We start from the raw sequence: 20,112 nt of genomic DNA, 5'->3' as shown, positions 1-20,112 counted from the left end.
CGCTGGAGCGTGAAATGAATCGTGCCGGCCTGGAAAGCCGGCACGATTTGAGTGCATTGCCGCTCAGGCCTTCGGCAGCGGCATTTCCTTCACCGTCGAGGAATCGGCCGGCGCGTCGCTGCCGAACCACTTCTTGTGGATCGCGGCCAGCGTGCCGTCCTTCTTCATCGCCGTCAGCGCGTCGTTGAGCTTGCCGAGTAGCGGGTGGTCTTTGGTCATCATCAGCCCGTACTGTTCGCCGGTCTTGATGCGCTGCTTGACCTTCAAATCCTTCATCTTGGTGAAGGAATATTCCATGCCCGGAATGTCGCTGACAGCGGCATCGACGCGGCCGGCGCTGAGGTCGAGCAGCAGGTTCTGCTGCGTGTCATAGCCCTTCACGTCGCTGAAGCCGTCGGCTTCCTGATGCGCCTTGACCCAGGTCTCACCGGTCGAGCCGGACAGCACGCCGACGATCTTACCCTTGAGGTCGGCCTCGGTGTTGACAGCGCTGTCGGTCTTAGTGGCGATGCCCATATCGGAATCGTAATAGGGTTGCGTGAAGGACTGCGACTTCAGCCGCTCCGCCGTGATGGTGATCGAGGAGATGGCGACGTCGATGCGCTTCGACGTGGTGGCGGCGAACAGCGCCTGGAAGCCGAGGTCGGCGATGTCGGTCGTCATGCCGATGCGCTTGGCCGCTTCGTTGACGATGTCGACTTCAAAACCCTCGAAGGTGCCGCTCTCGTTCTTGTATTCGAAGGGCGGATTGGTCGGGTAGGCGCCGACATTGAGCACATCGGCGGCATAGGCGGTCGCGGGGCCGGCGGCGATGCCGATGGCAGCGGCAAACAGGATAAGATTGCGACGGTTGAGCTTCATTGGAGTTCCCTCTGGGGTATTCCCTCTGGTTGTTGATCGGACGGGGCTGGCCCCGCACGGTTTCTTGCCGTCCCACCTCCCAGCGGGGCGTCAATTCATGGCCGCGACAATGTGCGCGGTGGCAAATGGTTTCGGTGTGCAGGTCGCGGATCTTGGCGCGCACGCCATCGAACGCATAGCGCGCGCTGGACGACGACTGGGGCAGCATGAACGTCAAGGACTGAACCCCTCCCACCCGAACACCACGATGGACTGGCCGGCAACCCCCTCCGGCACGGGCAACCGCCATCGATTTTGAATGCTTATCCAAAGTGGGACGCTTTTCAAGGCGAAAGTTTTAAGCTTAAAAAGCTTGGCCGGCCTGTTGCTCCGGCGATACGCTTTTTGCCTGGCCGTCTATGCCAATTCGTCGTGCGCGGCCGCACAGTTGGCCGCGGCGCCGGCGCCCAGAAACATCGTGTCGCTGGCCAGCACGAAGAAACTCGCGCCGATGGCTGCCCAGCGGCTGACAGTCTGCGGGCTGGCGCAAAATATGCCGGCTGCCTTGTCGCGTGCGATCGTCGCGCCGATGATTGTCCGGATCGCCGCATTGAGCTTGTCGGCGCCTTGCGGTCCGACTGCGTCGATCGATACCGAAAGATCACCGGGGCCGACGAAGATCACGTCGACCCCGTCGACGGCCGCGATCGCGTCGATGTTGGCGAGCCCCTCCGATGTCTCGACCTGGACCGCGACGACGGTTCTGTCGTTGGCGCCGGCAAGATATTCGGGAATGCGATAGCCGTAGCCGGCGGCCCGGCCGGGTCCGACGCCGCGCTCGCCCAGCGGCGGATAGCGCGAGGCTTTCACGGCCATCGCGGCCTGGGCTGCGGTCGAGACGCGCGGCACCAGCACGCCTTGCGCGCCGCTGTCCAGCGCCGCCTGGATGGCTTCCCGCGCATGGCCGGGAACGCGCACCATCGCCGGCACGCGATGGACGTCGGCCGCGCGCACCATGGTCTCGATCATGTCGCGCGAAATCTGGGCATGCTCCCAGTCGATGCAGAGGAAATCGAGGCCGGCCTGTGCCATCACTTCAACCGCGACGGGATGCGGAATGGCAGCAAAGGAACCGACGAGGTTTGCCTTGCCGATGCATTTCTGACGGAATTCGCTCATGCCGATCCCTTTCTCATTCCGCCGAATTCATATCGGCAAACCATCGCAAGGCGAAGCTATTTCATGCTTGAAATATTTTCGCGGAGCCGTAGCGTGCGATCTTCGCCGGGAGGTCACGACATGAACAAACCACATCCCTTGCACGGCTCCAACAAACTGAAACTCGGCGTCTTTTCGACCAATGCGGATGGCGGTCTTGCCATCACCGATGTTCCGGAACGCTGGACGGCAAGCTGGCAGGACAATCTGACGGCGGCGCAAATTGCCGACCGCGCGGGGCTGGAGTTCATGCTGCCGATTGCCCGCTGGCGTGGCTTTGGCGGCCGCAACAAGGTGCGCGAATGGTCGTTCGAAACCTTCACCTGGGCAGCGGCGCTTGCCGTGGCCACCGAACAGATCGGCCTGTTCATGACCGTGCACGTGCCGCTGGTGCATCCGCTCTATGCCGCCAAGGCGCTGGCGACGGTCGACCACATCAGCCAGGGCCGCGCCGGCCTCAACATCGTCTGCGGCTGGAACCCGAAGGAGTTCGGCATGTTCGGCACGCCGCTGGTCGAGAAGGGTTACGACCAGGCGGCCGAGTGGATCGAGATCCTCGAAAAGCTTTATGCGTCGGCCGAGCCTCTCGACTACGAAGGCACCTACTATCGCCTGAAGGAAGCCGTCAGCCGGCCGGCCAGCCTGCAGGCTCGGCGCCCGGTGACCATGAACGCCGCATTCGGTGGGCCGGGCCGCGATTTCGCCGCCGCCCGATGCGATTATCTGTTCACCACCTTTTCCGAGATCAGCGATGCCGGCAAGCATGTCGCCGATATCAGCGAACGAGCCGACAAGGTTGGCCGGGATGTCGGTGTCTACACCGTGGCGCATGTCGTCTGCCGCCCGACGATGGAAGAGGCGCAGGCTTACTACACGCGCTATGCCGTTGATATGGCGGACCATGACGCGGTCGACGCCCACATGGCCGGCAAGAAGGAATTCTCGCAGTCGCACGACCCGCACGCCTATGACCGCTACCGCCAGCGCTTCGCCGGCGGTGCCGGCACCTATCCCCTGATCGGTACGCCGGAAACAATCGCCGCCGAGATGGCTGCCATTGCCGGACACGGCTATCAGGGCATTGCGCTGTCCTTCGTCAACTATACCAGGGAGTTGCCCTATTTCTGCGACCACGTGCTGCCGATTTTGAGGCAGGCGGGGCTGCGCGCATAAATTATTCCGCGAGCAACGAATTCATTATTCCGGGCGAACAAGTTCGTCCGGAATGACGGCGGTAGCCTGGATCTCCACCTTGGCGCGGTCCTCTACCAGCGCCACCACCTGCATGGCGGCCATCGCCGGAAAATGCCGGCCGATCACCTCGCGATAGGCTTCGCCGATGCCCCTGAGGTTGGCGAGATATTCGGCCTTGTCGGTGAAATACCAGGTCATCGAGGTGATGTGCCGCGGCTCAGCACCTGCCTCGGCCAGCACCGCGACGATGTTCTCGAGCGTCTGCCGCACCTGGCCGACAAACTCGTCGGTTTCGAACTGGCACTGCCCGTTCCAGCCGACCTGTCCGCCAACGAAGATGAGCCGCCCCCGCGCCGCGACGCCATTGGCGTAGCCGACCGGCTTGGCCCAGCCTTCCGGCTGCAAAATCTCGTGCATTTCTAGCCTCCCCGTATTCCCAAAAACCAAAGTCTCAAAATTGAATGCCCGTCAATTTTTCATCATCAGGCCGCGCCCATCACTTGCCGCGCGATGACCACCTTTTGCACGTCGGATGCGCCCTCATAGATGCGTAGCGCGCGAATCTCGCGATACAGGCTTTCGACGATGTGGCCTTTGCGGACGCCGTCGCCGCCATGCAGTTGCACCGCCTTGTCGATCACCTCTTGGGCCTTGTCGGTGGCGAACAGTTTGGCCATCGCCGCCTCGCGAGTGACGCGAGCGGCTCCCATGTCCTTGGTCCACGCGGCGCGGTAGACCAGAAGGGCTGCCGCATCGACGTCGAGCGCCATGTCGGCTATATGGCCCTGCACCATCTGCAATTCCGCCATCGGCGCGCCGAACAGTTTGCGCTCGGCCACTCTCTTGATGCTTTCATCGAGCGCGCGTCGGGCAAAGCCGAGTGCTGCCGCACCGACGGTCGAGCGGAACACGTCAAGCACCGACATGGCGATACGAAAACCGTCGCCGGGCTTGCCGATCAGTGCGGCGGCAGGCAGGCGGACCTTGTCGAAGGAAAGCCGCGCCAGCGGATGCGGCGCGATCACTTCGAGGCGTTCGGCAATGCCGAGGCCCTTGACGTCACCAGGCACGATGAAGGCGGAAAGCCCCTTGGCGCCCGGCGCCTCGCCGGTGCGGGCAAAGACGACATAGAGATCGGCGATGCCGCCGTTGGAAATCCAGGTCTTTTCGCCAGTGAGCACATAGCTGTCGCCGTCACGGGTCGCCGTCATCTCCGTGTTGGCGACATCCGATCCCGAGCGTGGTTCCGACAAGGCAAAGGCCGAGATCGCCTTGCCCGCACGCGTCTTTGCCAGCCATTGCTGCTGTTCCGATGTACCGAAAAGGCTGAGCGCACCGGTGCCGAGCCCTTGCATGGCAAAGGCGAAATCGGCGAGCCCATCATGGCGGGCAAGCGTCTCGCGCGTGATGCACAGAGTGCGCACGTCGAGGGGGCCAGGATTGTCGGTGTCAACAGCTGTCGGCTTCAGCCAGCCGTCCCGGCCAAGTTTTTGCACCAGTTCGCGGCAGGCCGCATCGACATCATGGTGATCGACCGGGAGATTTGTCGCGCACCAGGCTTCCAGCCGTTCGGCCAGTTCGCGATGACGGTCCTCGAAGAACGGCCAGTTGAGAAAGGAACGGTCAGGCATGGAGGTAACCTTCCGCGTGTTGGTGCGAGGCACCCCCCTCTGTCCTGCCGGACATCTCCCCCGCAAGGGGGGGATTGGCAGCCTTGCCGACGGCTTCGACCTGGCAACGTTGGAGAGTGGCGAAAACAGAACGTGCAGCTGATCTCCCCCCTTGCGGGGGAGATGGCCGGCAGGCCAGAGGGGGGTGCCTGGGCGAAAACCAATCATCCTCAATTGCCCTCGAACACCGGCTTTTCCTTGGCCACGAACGCCTTGTAGGCGCGCTCGAAGTCGCGCGTCTGCATGCAGATCGCTTGCGCCTGTGCTTCCGCCTCGATCGCCTGCTCGAGGCCCATCGACCATTCCTGGTTGAGCTGCGTCTTGGTGATGCCATGGGCGAAGGTCGGGCCGGAGACGATGCGCGCCGCCATGTCGAGCGCGTCGGCCTCGAGCGATGCGGCATCGACCAGCCGGTTGTAGAAACCCCAGCGCTCGCCTTCCGTCGCCGTCATGGTGCGGCCGGTGTAGAGCAGTTCGGCGGCGCGGCCCTGGCCGATGATGCGTGGCAGGATCGCGCAGGCGCCCATGTCGCAGCCGGCGAGGCCGACGCGGGTGAACAGGAAGGCGGTCTTGGCTTCCGGCGTGGCGATGCGGATGTCGGAGCTCATGGCGATGATGGCGCCGGCGCCGACCGCCACACCGTCGACCGCGGCGATGATCGGCTTGCCGCAATTCAGCATCGCCTTGACGAAATCGCCGGTCATGCGGGTGAAGGCGAGAAGCTCTTTCATGTCCATCTTGACCAGCGGGCCGATAATGTCGTGGACATCGCCGCCGGAGCAGAAATTGCCGCCATTGGACAGGAACACCACGGCATCGACATCGTCGGCATAGACGAGGTCGCGGAATGTGTCGCGCAACTCGGCATAGCTGTCGAACGTCAGCGGGTTCTTGCGCTCCGGCCGGTCGAGTCGGACCTTGGCGATCCTGCCCTCGACCTCCCAGAGGAAGTGTTTCGGCTTGAGGCTGGCCATTGCGGTCATTCGCGTCCCTCCCAGTTGCTGCGGAACGAGGTCAGCATGCCGGTCAGCCGGCGGGCATCTTCTTCGCTCACCTTGCCCAGCAATTCGCCGATCCAGCCCTCATGCGCCGCGGCAATGGTGGCAAAGGACTTGGTGCCTTCATCGGTCAGCCGCACCATCGAAGTGCGTCGGTCGCCATTGCGGCGCGCGCGGGCGACCAGCCCTTCCGAAACCAGCCGATCGACAATGCCGGTGACATTGCCGTTGGAGACCAGCAGGAAGCGCGACAGGTCGCTCATCAGCATGCCTTCCGGCACGCGGTAGAGGGCCGCCATCACATCGAAACGCGGCAGCGTTGTATCGAATTCTTTCTTCAGGCGCTCGCGCAGTTCGGCTTCGATCGTGCGCGAGGCGCGCAGCAGCCTGATCCACAGGCGCAGCCGGTCCTTGCCGGGTCCTGACGGCGCGGGCAGGGGGCCGGCTACCATGTTTCGCCTCCTGAAATGGAGATCGTCTGTCCGGTGATCGACCGGGCGGCATCGCCGCACAGCCACAGCACGGCGGCGGCAACTTCCTGTGGCTGGATGAAGCGGCCTTGCGGGTTGGTCGAGGCGAGACTTGTTCGCGCCTGCTCGACCGAACGGCCGGTCTTTTCGATGATGCGCTGGATAGACTCCTCCAGCATGTCGGTCTCGACGAAGCCCGGGCAGACCGCATTCACGGTCACGCCCGATTTCGCCGTCTCGGCGGCAAGAGCCCGCATCAGTCCGACGACGCCATGCTTGGCGGCCACGTAAGGCGCGACATAGGCGTAGCCCTTCAACCCAGCCGTGGAGGCGACGAACACGATCCGCCCCGATTTCCGCGCGGCCATGCCGGCCAGTGCCGGCTTCACCGTCAGGAAGGCGCCGGTCAAATTGACGTCGAGCGTCCGCTGCCAGTCGGCCAGCGTGGTCTTGTGCGCCGGCGTGCTGCCGGCCATGCCGGCATTGGCGACGACGATGTCGAAGGGCCCGCGCACGGCTTCCGCCGTCTGGTAGAGCGACGCCATCGCCGTCTCATTCGTAACATCGGCGGCGATGCCGAAAATGCGGTCGCTTTCGCCGGCCACCTTGGCAAGCTCAGCCTCGCGGCGACCACAAATGGTCACATCAATGCCCGCGCCCGCCAGCGTCAGCGCGATGGCCCGGCCGACGCCGGAACCGCCGCCGGTGACCAGCGCATGCTTGCCCCTGATCGCTGTAGCGGCCGTCATACTTTCAGCCCCGCCGCGGCATCGCGCTCGGCCAGCCGGTAGAGCTGGTCGCGTCCGGGCAGATAGGGATCCGGCCACTTCACGCCACGGTCGCCGAGCGTCACCGCCGCATGCAGCGTCCAGTAGGGGTCGGCGAGATGCGGGCGGGCCAGCGCCACCAGATCGGCGCGGCCGGCCATCAGGATCGAATTGACATGGTCCGGCTCATAGATGTTGCCGACCGCCATTGTCGCCATGCCGACCTCGTTGCGGATGCGGTCGGAAAACGGCGTCTGGAACATGCGGCCATAGACCGGCTTGGCTAGCGCCGAAGTTTGCCCTGCCGAGACGTCGCAGATGTCGACGCCGGCCTCATGCAGCAGCTTTGCGATCTCGACCGCGTCGGCCGGCGTGACGCCTTCGATACCGACCCAGTCATTGGCCGAAATGCGCATCGAAATCGGCTTTCCCGCCGGCCAGACGGCGCGCACCGCGCGGAAGATTTCGAGGGGATAGCGCATGCGATTCTCAAGCGAACCGCCGTAGTCATCCGTGCGCCGGTTGGTGACCGGCGTGATGAAGGACGACAGGAGATAGCCATGCGCGGCGTGAATCTCCAGCATGTCGAAGTCGCAGCGGTCGGCCATCTCGGCGGAGGCCACGAACTGGTCGCGCACCAGATCCATGTCGGCGCGGTCCATCGCCTTCGGCACCTGATTCTGCGGCGACCACGCCACCGCCGATGCCGCCATGATGGGCCAGTTGCCGGAGGTCAGCGGCACGTCCGTGCCTTCCCAGCCAAGCCGGGTCGAGCCCTTGGCGCCGGAATGGCCGATCTGGGCGCAGATCTTGGCTTCGGTCTCGGCGTGGACGAAATCGACCAGCCGCTTCCATGCCACCTCATGTTCGGGCGCGTAGAAGCCGGGACAGCCCGGCGTGATGCGGCCTTCGGGGCTGACGCAGGTCATCTCGATATAGATGAGGCCGGCACCGCCCTTGGCGCGCTCGGCATAGTGAGAAAAATGCCAATCGGTCGGGCAGCCGTCGACGGCCTTGTACTGCGCCATCGGCGAGACGACGACGCGGTTGTTGAGCCTGAGGTCGCGCAGCTTGAACGGCGCGAACATCGGCGCGCGGCGCAGCCTGTTGCCGCCGGCACCCGCCTGGCGCTGGAACCACTCTTCCGCACCACCCAGCCACTCGGCATCGCGCAGCCGCAAATTCTCGTGGCTGATGCGCTGCGAGCGGGTCAGCAGCGAATAGTTGAACTGCACCGGATCGAGCCCGAGATAACGCTCGACCTCCTCGAACCACTCCAGCGAATTGCGCGCCGCCGATTGCAGCTTCAGCACCTCGGTGCGGCGGGCGTCCTCATATTTGCGGAACGCTGCGTCGAGGTCCGGCTCGATCTCGACATATTCGGCCAGCGCTACCGCGCTTTCGAGCGCCAGCTTGGTGCCGGAGCCGATCGAGAAATGCGCCGATGCCGCCGCGTCGCCCATCAGCGCCAAATTCTTGTACGACCAGCGCTCGCACAGCACGCGCGGGAAATTGATCCAGGCCGAACCACGGATGTGGTTGGCATTGGTCATCAGCGCATGGCCGCCGAGATGCTTCGCAAAGATCCTCTCGCAGACGGCGATGGACTCCTGCTGCGACATCGCGCCGAAGCCGAAGGCAGCCCAAGTCTGTTCGCTGCACTCGACGATGAAGGTCGCGGTTTCGCTGTCGAACTGGTAGGCGTGTGCCCACACCCAGCCATGCTCGGTCTTCTCGAAGATGAAGGTGAAGGCGTCGTCGAATTTCTGGTTGGTGCCGAGCCAGACGAATTTGCACTTGCGAGTGTCGATGTCTGGTTTGAAGATGTCGACGAAAGTGTTGCGCGCCCTGGAGTTCAGCCCGTCGGCGGCGACGACCAGATCATGCGTCTCCATGTACGGTCGGGGGTCGGCGATGTCGGTCTCGAACATCAGCTTGACACCGAGTTCGCGGGCGCGGCGCTGCAGCAGGACCAGCAGCCGCTTGCGGCCGATGCCGCAGAAGCCATGGCCTGACGAGACCGTGCGCACGCCGTCATGGATGACGGCGATGTCGTCCCAATAGGCAAAATGCTTCTTGATCCAGACGGCGCTGACCGGGTCATTCTTGGCGAGGTTCTCGAGCGTCTCGGCCGACAGCACGACGCCCCAGCCGAACGTGTCGTCGGCGCGGTTGCGCTCGAACACCGTCACATCATGCGCGGCGTCCCGGAGCTTCATCGAAATGGCAAAGTAGAGGCCGGCTGGTCCGCCGCCGAGAACCGCAACCTTCATGTCTGCGATCTCCTCTTCGCTTGCTGTCTCGTGAGTATCGCGCCGGCGGATAGATATTTCAAGCTTAAAGTTTTATATCGAAATCATTATGCGGGCATTGGACGGCGCGCTTGCGTGTCGTTCCGCAAGCGCGCGCCAAGGGTCACTTTTCCGGATTCTTCGGACTCCACAGCACTGTCTCGGCACCCTTCTCATAGGCCATGCCGTCAGGATAGCTGATCGCTTCCAGCTGCAATCCCCAGGGCGCCTGGAAATAGAGAATGGTCTGGCCGGCGGCCGGCCCTTCCTTGACCGGCAAAGGCCCCATCCTTGTCTTGACGCCCTTGCCGTCGAGATAGGCTTTGGCCGCCGCGACATCGTCGACATAGAGGGCAATGTGGAAGCCGCCAATGTCGCTGTTCTTCGGCGTCAGGTCTTTCTGGTCGGGCGCGGTGTATTTGAACAGCTCGATGTTCGATCCATAGCCGCAACGAACCATGGTGACCTGCTCGATGACGGCCTTGGGATCGACGCCCAGAAGGTCCTGCATGAAGGTACCCTTGTCGTCGGCGAACGGGCCGAACGACATCGCCTTCTTGCAGCCGACCACCTCGGTGAAGAAGTCGACCGCCTGCTTCATGTCGGGAACGGTGATGCCGGTGTGGTCGTGGCCGCGCATGCCGGGGATCGAATCCGCCGAGGCCATGCCGGCACTGCCAAGGATGGCGGCGGCGAGCATTGCATTGCGAAGTATCGTCTTCATGTCAGTCCTCTCCATTGGCGGGACCTGGGTCTTTGCGGTCGCATGTCCGAAGCCCGCTTTTCGGCATGCGTATGCATTCACGTCGGCGGCTTGGCCGCGGAAGGGATGTCCAGCCAGCCGGCGTCGATTTCAGGCAGCGGAATGGCGGCGATGAGATCGCGCGTGTAGGCCTGCCTGGGATTGTCGAACAAGGCGTCGGTGGCGCTGGCCTCGACGATGACGCCTTCGCGCATGACGATCACTTGCTTGCACAGCCGCCGGATGACCGACAGATCGTGGCTGATGAAGGCGACCGTCAGGCCCATCTCGGCCGCGAGCTTCTCCAGCAGGGTGAGGATCTGCGCCTGCGTCGAGACATCGAGGCCGGAGACGATCTCGTCGGCCAGCACGAATTTCGGTGACAGCGCCAGTGCGCGCGCAATGCCGACACGCTGGCGCTGGCCGCCCGACAGTTCGTGGCGGTAGCGGCTGGCAAAACTCTGCGGCAGCCCGACCCGCTGCAGCGCTTCGGCGACGCGTCCCTTCAAATTATCGCCGAGGCCGTTCTGCTTCAGCGGCGCGGCGATGATGCTGGCAATGGTGCGGCGCGGGTTGAGCGACGACATCGGATCTTGGAAGATCATCTGCAGATTGCGGCGCAGCGGCCGCAGCTCCGCCTCCGACAGGTGCGTGATATCTAGGCCATCGAAAGTGACGCTGCCGGCGCTGGGCTCCAGCAGGCGGACCAAGGCACGGCCGAGCGTCGACTTGCCGGAACCGGATTCGCCGACAATGCCGGTCACCGATCCCTTGGGCAGGTCGAAGTCCAGACCCTTCAGAATCTGGGCCAAAGGCGCGCGGCCAATCAGCGGCTTGCGCGTCATGTCGGGCAGCGCAACCTTCAACCCGCGCACGGAAAACAGCGGCTCAGCCATGCGGCCGCCTCCAGGCTTGGTCGGCGGTTGCGATCTCCGAAGCGAGCCCGGCCAGCACGGCATCGTCGACTGGCTTCAACGAGGCGAACGGGTCGGTGTAGCGGGGTGTCGCCGCCATCAGCGCCCGCGTATAGGGATGTTGCGGCGCGGCGAAGAGTGCAGCCGTCTCGGCTTCCTCCACCACCTTGCCGGCATAGAGCACCGAGACCTTCTGGCTGATCTTGGCGACGACGCCGAGATCATGGGTGACGAACAGGATCGCCGTGCCATGCTCGCGCTGCAACGCAGCGATCAGGCGCAGGATCTGCTTCTGCACGGTGACGTCGAGCGCCGTGGTCGGCTCGTCGGCGACGATCAGCCGGGGCTCGGCGGCGAAGGCGGCGGCAATCAGCACGCGCTGGCGCATGCCGCCGGAGAGTTCATGCGGATAGCTTTTCAGCACGCGGTCGGGGTCGCGGATCTGCACCTCGTCCAGCAACTGCCGGATGCGGGTGTCGGCCTTCTCGCCGCTCCAGCCAAGGATGCGCACCAGCCGGTCTGTCATCTGCGGGCCGATGCGTCGCGACGGATTGAGCGCGGTCAGCGGATCCTGCGGAATCAGCGCCGTGCGGGCACCGATCAGCGTGCGCCGTGCCTTGGGGTTCAGCTTGCCGAGGTCTTCGCCCTCAAGCCGCATGTCGCCTTCGACGATGCGCACGCTCGACGGCAGCACGCCGAGCACCGCCTTGCCGATCATCGTCTTGCCGGCGCCGCTCTCGCCAACCAGCGCGCGGACCTCGCCGGGCTGCACCGAGAGCGACACTGAGCGCAGCACGCGAGCGCCGTTCGGCAGCACGGCGCTCAGATTGGCGATGTCGAGGCAGGCGCTCATCGCAGCACCGGGTCGAAGCGCGCCTTCAGCGCCTCGCCGAACTGGCTGAACGACAGCACGGTGAGGATCAGCGTGATCAGCGGAAACACCAGCACCCACCAGGCCTGGTGGATCGACAGCCGGCCCTCGGCGATGATGCTGCCCCAGGTCGGGTCGTCGGTCGAGATCGACAGATTGACGAAGGACAGGATCGCCTCGACGATCACGGCGATGCCCATCTCTAGGGACAACAGCGCAACGATCGACGGCACCACATTGGGCAGCACTTCGCGCAGCATGATGCCGATGCGGCCGTAGCCGGCGATGCGGGCATTTTCGACATAGTCCATGCGCGACTGGCCCATCGCCTCGGCGCGGATCACCCGGCAAAAACGCGTCCAGTCGATGATGGCAATCGCAAGGATGACGGAGCTGAGGCCAGTGCCGAGAACGGCCACCAGGAGAATGGCGAACAGCACCGGCGGAAACGCCATCCAGACATCGACGATGCGCGAGATGATGCGGTCGGCCCAGCCGCCGAAATAGCCGGCGATCAGCCCAAGCGTCGAGCCGACCAGGCAGGCGGCGATCGCCGCGGCAAAGGCGACGATGAAAGCGATGCGGCCGCCGAAGATCAGCCGCGATAGCAGGTCGCGGCCGAGGCTGTCGGTGCCCAGCCAATAGCCGGGCTCGGCGCCATCGAGCCAGAACGGCGGCAGCCGCTCCAGCATCAAATCCTGCGCCAGCGGATCCTGCGGCGCGACCAGCGGCGCGAAGATCGCCGCCAGCAGTGCCAGCAGCAGCCAGCCGCCGGCGAGCCATAGCCTCGGGCTCAATCCACGTCTTGAGGCTCTATCCATGGCGCAGCCTCGGATTGAGCAGTGCATACATCATGTCGACGGTGAGATTGATCAGCACGAACAGCAGCGCGAAGACCAGCACGATGCCCTGGATCAGCGGCAGGTCGCGATTGATGACGGCATCGATCGCCATGTTGCCGAGGCCTTCATAGGAAAACAGCCGCTCGACGATGACCGTGCCGCCGATGAGGAAGGTGAATTGCACGCCAACCAATGTCAGCGTCGGCAGCGCGGCGTTCTTCAGCGCCTCGCGCAGGATGACCTGCGTTTCCGAAAATCCCTTCACTCGTGCCAGCACGACATAGTCGAGGTCGAGCACTTCCTTCAGCGACTGTTTCAACAGCTGCGAGATGATCGCGGCCAGCGGTAGCGCCAGCGCCACCGCCGGCATCAGCATGTGCTTCAGGAGATCCCAGGTCAGGTCGAGGCGCAGGCGTAAAATGCTTTCAAACAGGTAGAACTGGGTGACGAAGGGCAGGTCGAGCTGCGGCGACACACGGCCGGAAATGTCGAAGATCGGCACCAGAACGCCGAACAAAAGAATCAGCACCAGGCCCCACAGGAAATCGGGGATGGAAAGCGCTGCACCACTGGCGATGTCGATGCCGGCCTCGACCGCCGTGCCACGCTCACGCGCGCCGAGTATCGCCGTCGTCCCGCCAAGCCCCACCGCCATGATCAGCGCGACGATGGCGAGTTCCAGCGTTGCCGGCAGCCGGTTGAAGACGAGGCCGAGCACGTCTTGCCTGAGTGAGATCGAGGTGCCGAAATCGCCCCTGACGACACCGGCAAGCCAGATGAAGAACTGCTGCACGATGGTCTTGTCGAGGCCGTAAAGCGCGCGCAGCCGGGCGATGTCGGCATCCGTCGCGCCGGGCGGCAGCATCATGGCGATCGGATCGCCAGGCGCGACGCGGATCACGACGAAGACGACGACGGCCACGCCGAACAGCGTGATCAGCATCGTCAGGAGACGGATCAGGAATCGTTGCAGGAGCATGTAAATCTTTGCGGGAGCCCGTGGGCTCGTATGCCCGAATGGAAATGCGCGCCGTCATTGACGACGGCGCGCGGCAATTCCAGGCCGATATCAGGCCGGGGTCATCAGGGCCGGCAGCAGCGCACCGGAAATGTGCTGGACCACGTTGACGCCCTTGGCATGCACGATCGGCTGCGCGAACTGCAACAGCGGCAGCACATAGGCCTGCTCTGCGATGTACTTGTCGACCTCTTTCCAGCCGGCGATGCGCTTGGCTTCGTCCTTCTCGCCCCACAGCGGTCCGATCTTCGCATCGAGATCGTCGGTCTTCCACGACGAATGCGGCGACGGGCCGAACATGGCGAAGCCGGTCGAGGTGGTAGGATCGCCGATGGCGTTGCCCCAGTTGTAGAAGGCAGCAGGCGCCAGCTTGTGCGCGGCGCGCAGCTCGTAGTGCTTGGCGATCTCATAGACCTCGATCGTCGCCTCTATGCCGACCTTGCGCCACATGCCGACGATCGCCTGCACCATCTCGTAGTCCTTGGGCTTGAAACCCTTGGTGGTCTGGATGGTGATCTTGGCGGGCTTCTCCGGCGAATAGCCGGAGGCGGCCAGCAACTCCTTGGCCTTCTCCGGATTGTGCTCGACCTTGATCGACGCATCGTAGGCGGCATATTCAGGGGTTTCCAGCGTCGCGATCGGCTGGCCGTAGCCGCGCAGCAACCGCTTGACCAGAAGCTCCTTGTCCACCGCCATCACGGCCGCCTGGCGGACGTTCTTGTCCAGCATCGCGTCCTTGTTGTTGAAGAAGATCATGCCGATGTCGGAGACGTTCTTGCACGAGCCGGCGAGGCCGTCCTTGGCGATCAGCCGGTCATATTCCTCGTACGGGATTTCCAGCGTCACCTGCGAGGAACCGGACTCGATTTCGGCCACACGGCTCGCCGCGTCGGTGACGAACTTGATCGTCACATTCTCGAAGGCCGGCTTGTCGCCCCAATAGTTCGGGTTGGCCTTGAGCCGCAGGAAGGCATTGCGCTCGAATTTTTCCACCATGTAAGGGCCGGTGCCGATCGGCGCCTTCTCGAAACCTTCGGCGCCGACCTTCTCGTAATAGGCCTTCGGCAGGATGTAGCCGGTCAGGAACGACATCCACTTGAAATAGACCGGGTCGAACTGCACCACGTCGCCGGTGATCTTGTTGCCGTCGATCTTGAAGTTGTTGACGTTCTTCCAGACGAACTGGATCGGGTTGCCGGTCTTTTCGTCACCCGCGCGCTGCAACGACCAGACGACATCCTCGGGCGTGAAGGGCGAACCGTCATGCCATTTCACGCCTTCGCGCACCGTCATCGTCACCTTGGTGCGGTCGTCGTTCCAGCCCCATTCGGTGAGCAGGCCGGGTGCGAAGGACAAGTCCGGCTTCTGCGGGATGAACTGGTCGAACACCGACTGGTAGAGGCCCTGGATCGTCGGGTTGACGGCGGAGGGGCCGGTGGTCGGATCCCAGGACGGCAGGTTGACATTGTAGGCGATGGTCAGTTCGCCGGCAGCGGCCTTGGCGATCTTCGGCAAGCCCACGGCGGCCACCCCAAGTGCCGCGGCACTGTATCCCAGCAATTCGCGTCTGTTGATTGTCATGGTCGTTCCCCTTGTTGGTTTTCTGTTTTCGTCGCGCGGCAATGTCACTTCATTGGTTCAGGCTTCGTGGCAGCAGCGCCTTGCCTCTCGTCACCTCTATGCAATCGTCGGTCCTACCTCCCGCCAAGCTGTTGCGCGAGCATATAGCCCGAGGCCGCACCCGTGCCGGCGCCCGGCCATGTCGCGGCGCCGGTGAGATGCAGATTGCCGACCGGCGTGTTCCAGCCGGCAAAACCACGCGCCGGACGGAACAAAAAATTCTGCGCCAGATGATGGCTGCCGCAGACCTGGTCGCCGCCGACAAGGTTCGGGTTCTCGCGCTCGAGATCGATGGGTGAGAACACCGCCCGGCCGAGGATTTTCGCACGCAAGGCCGGCGCGTAGGTCTCGATGATGTCGAGCACGCGCTCGGCATAGGCCTCCTTGACCTGATCCCAATGCGCGGGCGCGATCTTGCCAGCGGCATCGCCCAGGATTTCGGCCGGCAGCATGCGCACCTGCACCCACAGCACATGCTTGCCCTCAGGCGCGCGCGACGGATCGATCGACGAGGGCTGGCCAACGACCAGCACCGGCTCGTCCGGCAGCATGCCTGCCATCGCCTGCTGATAGGTGCGCGACATGGCATCAAGCGACGGCGACAGATGCACATAGGCGAACTGCCGAAGCTCGGCACCGGCGCGCCAGTCCGGCAGATTGTCCAACGCCAGGTGGATCATCATCGTGCCCGGCGCGTAGCGAAATTTTTGCATCGCCGTATCGAAGCCGGCGTCGCCGGAACCATTTGGCAGCAGTTTACCTGCCAGCGCCTTGGGCGCGACGCCGGCGATGACCGCCTTGGTGGCGGTATGCGTCTCGCCGGAAGCGAGACGGACGCCGGTCGCCTTGCCGGCGGAAACCGTGATCTCGGTCACTTCGGCGCCGGTGACGATCGCACCGCCGGCCGACGTCACCATGCCCGACAAAGCGCGGATGATGGTGTCGGCGCCGCCCTTGCCCAGCGCCATGCCAAAGCTCTGGTTGGCCATCGATTCAAGATAGGGGAATACTGCACCGCCGGCGATATCAGGGGCGAAATCGAGATGCATGCCCCAGGTCGCGAGCGTCGCGCGCACATGCGGCGACTCGAAAGTCTCCTCCAGCCAGGCGCGCGGTGAGGACAACAGCAGACGGCCAGTATCGAGCGCGCCGGACATGCCCTTCTTGCGCCACAGGTTCCAGGCGGTGCCGGCAAGGGCGCGGGCGCTCATCGGCGAACCTAGCAGCCGGAACAGGTGTTCGGCCTCCGCCGGGAAGGCGGCAACCAATCTGCGCCATGTCGCGGCATCGGCGGCTGAAAAGACGGCCATGCGCGCTACGGTTTTTTCCAGATCGTTGCTGATGCCGACCCAGCGCCCGTCCGGAAAGGCGCTGGCGAAACAGTCGGCGACCGGCGCGAACTCCAGCCCCTGCGCTTTCAATTCATTTGCATATTTCCGGTGGAAGGCGGAGCCGGCAAACAGGCTCAGATTCATCGCGCCGAAATCGTGACGGAAGCCGGGGAGGGTGAATTCGCGGGTCTGGACGGAGCCGCCGATTGTTGCGCCGCGCTCGAAAATCCCGGTTTTCCAGCCTTTGAGCGCCAGATGCGCGGCGCATGCCAGACTGTTGTGGCCCGCCCCGACAAAGATGGCGTCGAACTCGCTCACGCCCCGTTCCCATTTCCTTTATGCTTAAAGATAATTGCAGATGCATATGTTTTCGTCTAGTAGGATATTAAGGGCCGAGACGAGCCTTGATCATCATCGAAAAGAGGGAACAGAGACAATGGACACCCAAAAACTCCTCGGCGAAGTCGCCGGCCAGCTGCTTTCAGGCGCCATCAAGGTGGTTGACCTCTCGGCGCCGCTCGGTCCCGACACGCCCCTGATCAAGTTGCCGCCGGAACTCGCCGTCGACACGCCGAAGGTCGAGATCCACAACATCTCGCGCTATGACAAGAACGGCCCTTGGTGGGCCTGGAACTGGCTGAAGCTCGGCGAGCATTCGGGCACGCATTTCGACGCGCCGCAGCATTGGATCAGCGGCAAGGACTATCCGGACGGCGCCACCGACACCATTCCGGCGCAGAATTTTGTTGGCCCGGTCAACGTCATCGACTGCTCGAAGGAAGCTGCCGCTGACCATGATTTCCTGCTCACCGTCGACCACATCAAGGCATGGGAAGCCAAGCATGGCGCCATCAATGCCGGCGAGTGGGTGGTGATGCGCACCGACTGGTACAAGCGCAACGGTTCGGAAGCCGAGTTCCTCAACGCCAACGAGACCGGCCCGCACACGCCTGGCCCGACGGCTGAAGCTATCCAGTTCCTGATCAGCAAGGACATCAAGGGCTGGGGCTCGGAGACGATCGGCACGGATGCCGGCAAGGCCGGCGGCATGGAACCGCCATTCCCGGCGCACACGCTGATGCACAAGGCCAACCGCTACGGGCTGGCCAGCCTCTGCAATCTCGACCAGCTGCCGCCGAAAGGCGCGATCCTGATCGCCGCCCCGCTCAAGATCGAGCACGGCACCGGCAGCCCGATCCGCGCGCTGGCGCTGGTGTCGAAAGGCTAAGCGAAGGCACGCTGAGGTGGGTCAGCCCGATCACATCATCGTCGGCAGCGGCATCAACGCGCTGGTCTGCGCGGCGATGCTCGGCGGCAAGGGGGCGAAGGTGCTCGTCCTCGAGCGCAACGACCGCATCGGCGGCTGCATGCGCACCGAGGAGGTCACCGCACCCGGCTTCATCCATGATGTGATGGCGACGACCTTCGTGCTGTTCATCACCTCGCCGGCCTTTGCAGCATTGGGCGGCGATCTCGCCCGACACGGGCTGGAGTTCTGCCATACGGCCAAGCCGACGGGTGTGCTGCGGCCGGACGGCAGCCATGCCGTGCTGAGCACCGATCGCGCCACCAATATTGCCGCGCTCAACGCGATCGTCGCTGGTGATGGCGACCGGCATGCGGACGATGTCGGTGGCATCGAGCGCAATGCCGGCCTGCTCTTCGGCCTGCTCGGCGGCAGCCTGTGGTCTTATCCCACCGCGAAACTGTTGGCCGGTGACGCCTGGCGGCGTGGCCCGCGTGGCCTTGCCGCCTTTCTCGGCGAGGCGCTGGTGCCAGCTCGAAACTGGCTGGAAAGCACGTATCAGTCCGAAACCATCCGCGCGCTGTGGGCACCCTGGGTGCTGCATGCCGGGCTAGGGCCCGAGGATGCCTTCTCCGGCCAGATCGCTAAGGTGATCGCCTTCGCGCTGGAGGCGGCCGGCGCGCCGATCGTCAAGGGCGGTGCGAAGAACCTGCTCACCACCTTCGAAGCCTTGATCAGGGAACGCGGCGGTGACATCCGCACCGGTGCCGATGTCGCCTCGATCGTCCAGGCCGGCGGCCGCGCCAGCGGCGTGCAGCTGGCATCTGGCGAGACAATCACGGCAAACAAGAGCGTCATCTGCTCGGTCACGCCGACGCAGCTTTACGGTCGTCTGCTCGGCGCGAATGCGCCCAAAGCCGATGTCGAGGCGACGCAGAAATATCGCTACGGCAAAGGCAATTTCCAGATCCACTATGCTCTCGACAAGCCGCCGGCATGGCGCGGCGATGGTCTCGACAAGGTGGCGCTGCTGCATCTGACGCCCGGGCTGGATGGCGTGTCGAAAGCCTGCAACGAGGCGGCGCGCGGCATGCTGCCGGAAGTGCCGACCATTTGCGTCGGCCAGCCGCATGCGCTCGACCCGTCGCGCTGTCCACAAGGCAAGGCGATCCTGTGGCTCCAACTGCCCGAGGCGCCCCGGCACATCAAGGGCGATGCCGCAGGCAAGCTTGAGGCGCCCGCTGACGGGCAATGGACTGACGCGCTGCGCGAAGCCTATGCCGATCGTGCCGAAGCCATTCTCGCCAGCCATATCGATGGCCTCAAGGACAGCATCATCGCGCGCCGTGCCTATTCACCGGCCGATCTCGAAGCGATGAACATCAATCTGGTCGGCGGCGACCCTTATGGCGGCTCCTCGACCCTCGACCAGTCCTTCCTGTGGCGGCCGTTCAAGACCAGCCGCAACCACCAGACCGGCATCAAGAACCTCCACCATATCGGCGCCTCGACGCATCCCGGTGCAGGCCTCGGCGGCGGTTCCGGCTTTCTCCTGGCAGGGAGGCTGTGATGGAGCAGAAGGTCGCGGAAAAACGCCAGCGCATTTCGACCCTGGGTCAGATCGGCCTGCAGCAATTCGCGCCCTATCTGATGAACCGCATCATGGGCCGCTACAACGCCACCTTGCGCGACGATTTCCGCAAACAGGGGCTGACCATTCCGCAGGTGCGTACGCTGGCGGTCCTTTCGGTCGCCGACGGCGTCACGGTCAACGACCTCTCGGTCTATACGGTCATCGAGCAGTCGACCTTGAGCCGCACGCTCGACACGCTGGAGGGGCAAGGCTTCGTGCGGCGCGAGCAAGGCGTCACCGACAGCCGCATTCGCCACGTGTTCCTGACCGACGATGGCCGCGCCGAGTTCACCCGCGCCTGGCCGGCCATGCATGACGCCTTCGAGGCGATGTTCGACGATATCGACGACGCTGAATACGCGGCGCTGATCGCGACGCTTTTGAAGATGCTCAAGAACATTCGCAAGCACGACATCTAGACATACGCGCTGGCCGCATCGGCCGGCA

General features: G+C 64.0%; 19 protein-coding genes. 4 read left to right on the top strand and 15 right to left on the bottom strand.

All coding sequences use genetic code 11. The features are described from left to right. Nucleotides 1-63: 63 nt before the first annotated feature. Both AC56QX_RS02025 and AC56QX_RS02020 read right to left on the bottom strand, forming a co-directional pair. Nucleotides 64-861: an ABC transporter substrate-binding protein gene (locus AC56QX_RS02025; RefSeq protein ID WP_497113480.1), complete on the bottom strand. Its 798-nt coding sequence runs from the start codon at nt 859-861 to the stop codon at nt 64-66. A 396-nt stretch (nt 862-1,257) separates the two neighbouring features. Beyond that, on the bottom strand, nt 1,258-2,019 hold the full coding sequence (locus AC56QX_RS02020; RefSeq protein WP_497113479.1) for an HpcH/HpaI aldolase family protein: 762 nt from the start codon (nt 2,017-2,019) through the stop codon (nt 1,258-1,260). 120 nt (nt 2,020-2,139) lie between these two features. Between AC56QX_RS02020 and AC56QX_RS02015 the strand changes: the two genes are divergently transcribed. Further along, complete coding sequence (locus AC56QX_RS02015) at nt 2,140-3,231, top strand: LLM class flavin-dependent oxidoreductase (RefSeq protein WP_497113478.1); 1,092 nt, start codon at nt 2,140-2,142, stop codon at nt 3,229-3,231. Between the two features lie 24 nt (nt 3,232-3,255). Here AC56QX_RS02015 and AC56QX_RS02010 read toward each other — a convergent pair whose 3' ends face one another. The 13 genes from AC56QX_RS02010 to AC56QX_RS01950 form a co-directional block, all read right to left on the bottom strand. After that, nucleotides 3,256-3,669, bottom strand: coding sequence for a RidA family protein (locus AC56QX_RS02010; protein WP_497113477.1), 414 nt, complete (start codon nt 3,667-3,669; stop codon nt 3,256-3,258). 65 nt (nt 3,670-3,734) lie between these two features. Further along, nucleotides 3,735-4,883 (bottom strand): acyl-CoA dehydrogenase family protein, encoded by a 1,149-nt coding sequence (locus AC56QX_RS02005; protein ID WP_497113476.1) that lies wholly within the window; start codon nt 4,881-4,883, stop codon nt 3,735-3,737. 209 nt (nt 4,884-5,092) lie between these two features. Then, complete coding sequence (locus AC56QX_RS02000) at nt 5,093-5,905, bottom strand: enoyl-CoA hydratase family protein (protein ID WP_497113475.1); 813 nt, start codon at nt 5,903-5,905, stop codon at nt 5,093-5,095. Beyond that, nucleotides 5,902-6,372, bottom strand: a complete 471-nt coding sequence (locus tag AC56QX_RS01995) for a MarR family winged helix-turn-helix transcriptional regulator (protein WP_027043615.1) — start codon at nt 6,370-6,372, stop codon at nt 5,902-5,904. The genes AC56QX_RS02000 and AC56QX_RS01995 overlap by 4 nt, the downstream gene beginning before the upstream one ends. Further along, on the bottom strand, nt 6,366-7,139 hold the full coding sequence (locus tag AC56QX_RS01990) for an SDR family NAD(P)-dependent oxidoreductase (RefSeq protein WP_497113474.1): 774 nt from the start codon (nt 7,137-7,139) through the stop codon (nt 6,366-6,368). Before AC56QX_RS01990 ends, AC56QX_RS01995 begins: the two co-directional genes overlap by 7 nt. Continuing rightward, a complete protein-coding gene (locus AC56QX_RS01985; RefSeq protein ID WP_497113473.1) occupies nt 7,136-9,430 on the bottom strand; it encodes a bifunctional salicylyl-CoA 5-hydroxylase/oxidoreductase in 2,295 nt (764 codons plus the stop codon). Before AC56QX_RS01985 ends, AC56QX_RS01990 begins: the two co-directional genes overlap by 4 nt. 142 nt (nt 9,431-9,572) lie before the next feature. Further along, nucleotides 9,573-10,172, bottom strand: coding sequence for a VOC family protein (locus tag AC56QX_RS01980; protein ID WP_497113472.1), 600 nt, complete (start codon nt 10,170-10,172; stop codon nt 9,573-9,575). Between the two features lie 77 nt (nt 10,173-10,249). Beyond that, nucleotides 10,250-11,086 (bottom strand): ATP-binding cassette domain-containing protein, encoded by an 837-nt coding sequence (locus AC56QX_RS01975; protein ID WP_497113471.1) that lies wholly within the window; start codon nt 11,084-11,086, stop codon nt 10,250-10,252. Continuing rightward, nucleotides 11,079-11,957 carry an ABC transporter ATP-binding protein gene (locus AC56QX_RS01970; protein WP_497113470.1) on the bottom strand — a complete coding sequence of 293 codons (879 nt, stop codon included), beginning with the start codon at nt 11,955-11,957 and terminating at the stop codon, nt 11,079-11,081. The genes AC56QX_RS01975 and AC56QX_RS01970 overlap by 8 nt, the downstream gene beginning before the upstream one ends. Next, entirely contained in the window at nt 11,954-12,823 is an 870-nt protein-coding gene (locus AC56QX_RS01965; RefSeq protein ID WP_497113469.1) for an ABC transporter permease, read from the bottom strand. Before AC56QX_RS01965 ends, AC56QX_RS01970 begins: the two co-directional genes overlap by 4 nt. Further along, nucleotides 12,789-13,796, bottom strand: coding sequence for an ABC transporter permease (locus AC56QX_RS01960; RefSeq protein WP_497113468.1), 1,008 nt, complete (start codon nt 13,794-13,796; stop codon nt 12,789-12,791). Before AC56QX_RS01960 ends, AC56QX_RS01965 begins: the two co-directional genes overlap by 35 nt. A gap of 90 nt (nt 13,797-13,886) precedes the next feature. Beyond that, nucleotides 13,887-15,416: an ABC transporter substrate-binding protein gene (locus AC56QX_RS01955; protein ID WP_497113467.1), complete on the bottom strand. Its 1,530-nt coding sequence runs from the start codon at nt 15,414-15,416 to the stop codon at nt 13,887-13,889. Nucleotides 15,417-15,529: 113 nt separating this feature from the next. After that, on the bottom strand, nt 15,530-17,104 hold the full coding sequence (locus AC56QX_RS01950) for a phytoene desaturase family protein (protein ID WP_497113466.1): 1,575 nt from the start codon (nt 17,102-17,104) through the stop codon (nt 15,530-15,532). Between the two features lie 118 nt (nt 17,105-17,222). Between AC56QX_RS01950 and AC56QX_RS01945 the strand changes: the two genes are divergently transcribed. Genes AC56QX_RS01945 through AC56QX_RS01935 form a run of 3 tightly spaced genes read left to right on the top strand, consistent with a single transcriptional unit; the run spans nt 17,223 to nt 20,084 of the window. Then, nucleotides 17,223-18,014, top strand: a complete 792-nt coding sequence (locus AC56QX_RS01945; RefSeq protein WP_127373568.1) for a cyclase family protein — start codon at nt 17,223-17,225, stop codon at nt 18,012-18,014. 16 nt (nt 18,015-18,030) lie between these two features. Then, nucleotides 18,031-19,602 (top strand): phytoene desaturase family protein, encoded by a 1,572-nt coding sequence (locus AC56QX_RS01940; protein ID WP_497113465.1) that lies wholly within the window; start codon nt 18,031-18,033, stop codon nt 19,600-19,602. Then, nucleotides 19,602-20,084 carry a MarR family winged helix-turn-helix transcriptional regulator gene (locus AC56QX_RS01935; protein WP_027043603.1) on the top strand — a complete coding sequence of 161 codons (483 nt, stop codon included), beginning with the start codon at nt 19,602-19,604 and terminating at the stop codon, nt 20,082-20,084. The genes AC56QX_RS01940 and AC56QX_RS01935 overlap by 1 nt, the downstream gene beginning before the upstream one ends. Nucleotides 20,085-20,112: the final 28 nt, after the last annotated feature.

Source organism: Mesorhizobium sp. RCAM 06353, from assembly GCF_059683585.1.
The sequence above is the reverse complement of the archived record's forward strand: the minus strand, read 5'-3'. Positions and strand labels throughout refer to the sequence as shown.

What these genes read in the sequence shown, in the direction of transcription:
- AC56QX_RS01955 (WP_497113467.1), bottom strand. Translation starts at nt 15,416, where the DNA reads ATGACAATCAACAGACGCGAATTGCTGGGATACAGTGCCGCGGCACTT.
- AC56QX_RS02015 (WP_497113478.1), top strand. Translation starts at nt 2,140, where the DNA reads ATGAACAAACCACATCCCTTGCACGGCTCCAACAAACTGAAACTCGGC.
- AC56QX_RS01980 (WP_497113472.1), bottom strand. Translation starts at nt 10,172, where the DNA reads ATGAAGACGATACTTCGCAATGCAATGCTCGCCGCCGCCATCCTTGGC.
- AC56QX_RS01970 (WP_497113470.1), bottom strand. Translation starts at nt 11,957, where the DNA reads ATGAGCGCCTGCCTCGACATCGCCAATCTGAGCGCCGTGCTGCCGAAC.
- AC56QX_RS01960 (WP_497113468.1), bottom strand. Translation starts at nt 13,796, where the DNA reads ATGCTCCTGCAACGATTCCTGATCCGTCTCCTGACGATGCTGATCACG.
- AC56QX_RS01975 (WP_497113471.1), bottom strand. Translation starts at nt 11,086, where the DNA reads ATGGCTGAGCCGCTGTTTTCCGTGCGCGGGTTGAAGGTTGCGCTGCCC.
- AC56QX_RS01985 (WP_497113473.1), bottom strand. Translation starts at nt 9,430, where the DNA reads ATGAAGGTTGCGGTTCTCGGCGGCGGACCAGCCGGCCTCTACTTTGCC.
- AC56QX_RS01965 (WP_497113469.1), bottom strand. Translation starts at nt 12,823, where the DNA reads ATGCACTGCTCAATCCGAGGCTGCGCCATGGATAGAGCCTCAAGACGT.
- AC56QX_RS01935 (WP_027043603.1), top strand. Translation starts at nt 19,602, where the DNA reads ATGGAGCAGAAGGTCGCGGAAAAACGCCAGCGCATTTCGACCCTGGGT.
- AC56QX_RS02000 (WP_497113475.1), bottom strand. Translation starts at nt 5,905, where the DNA reads ATGACCGCAATGGCCAGCCTCAAGCCGAAACACTTCCTCTGGGAGGTC.
- AC56QX_RS02010 (WP_497113477.1), bottom strand. Translation starts at nt 3,669, where the DNA reads ATGCACGAGATTTTGCAGCCGGAAGGCTGGGCCAAGCCGGTCGGCTAC.
- AC56QX_RS01990 (WP_497113474.1), bottom strand. Translation starts at nt 7,139, where the DNA reads ATGACGGCCGCTACAGCGATCAGGGGCAAGCATGCGCTGGTCACCGGC.
- AC56QX_RS02005 (WP_497113476.1), bottom strand. Translation starts at nt 4,883, where the DNA reads ATGCCTGACCGTTCCTTTCTCAACTGGCCGTTCTTCGAGGACCGTCAT.
- AC56QX_RS01945 (WP_127373568.1), top strand. Translation starts at nt 17,223, where the DNA reads ATGGACACCCAAAAACTCCTCGGCGAAGTCGCCGGCCAGCTGCTTTCA.
- AC56QX_RS02025 (WP_497113480.1), bottom strand. Translation starts at nt 861, where the DNA reads ATGAAGCTCAACCGTCGCAATCTTATCCTGTTTGCCGCTGCCATCGGC.
- AC56QX_RS02020 (WP_497113479.1), bottom strand. Translation starts at nt 2,019, where the DNA reads ATGAGCGAATTCCGTCAGAAATGCATCGGCAAGGCAAACCTCGTCGGT.
- AC56QX_RS01995 (WP_027043615.1), bottom strand. Translation starts at nt 6,372, where the DNA reads ATGGTAGCCGGCCCCCTGCCCGCGCCGTCAGGACCCGGCAAGGACCGG.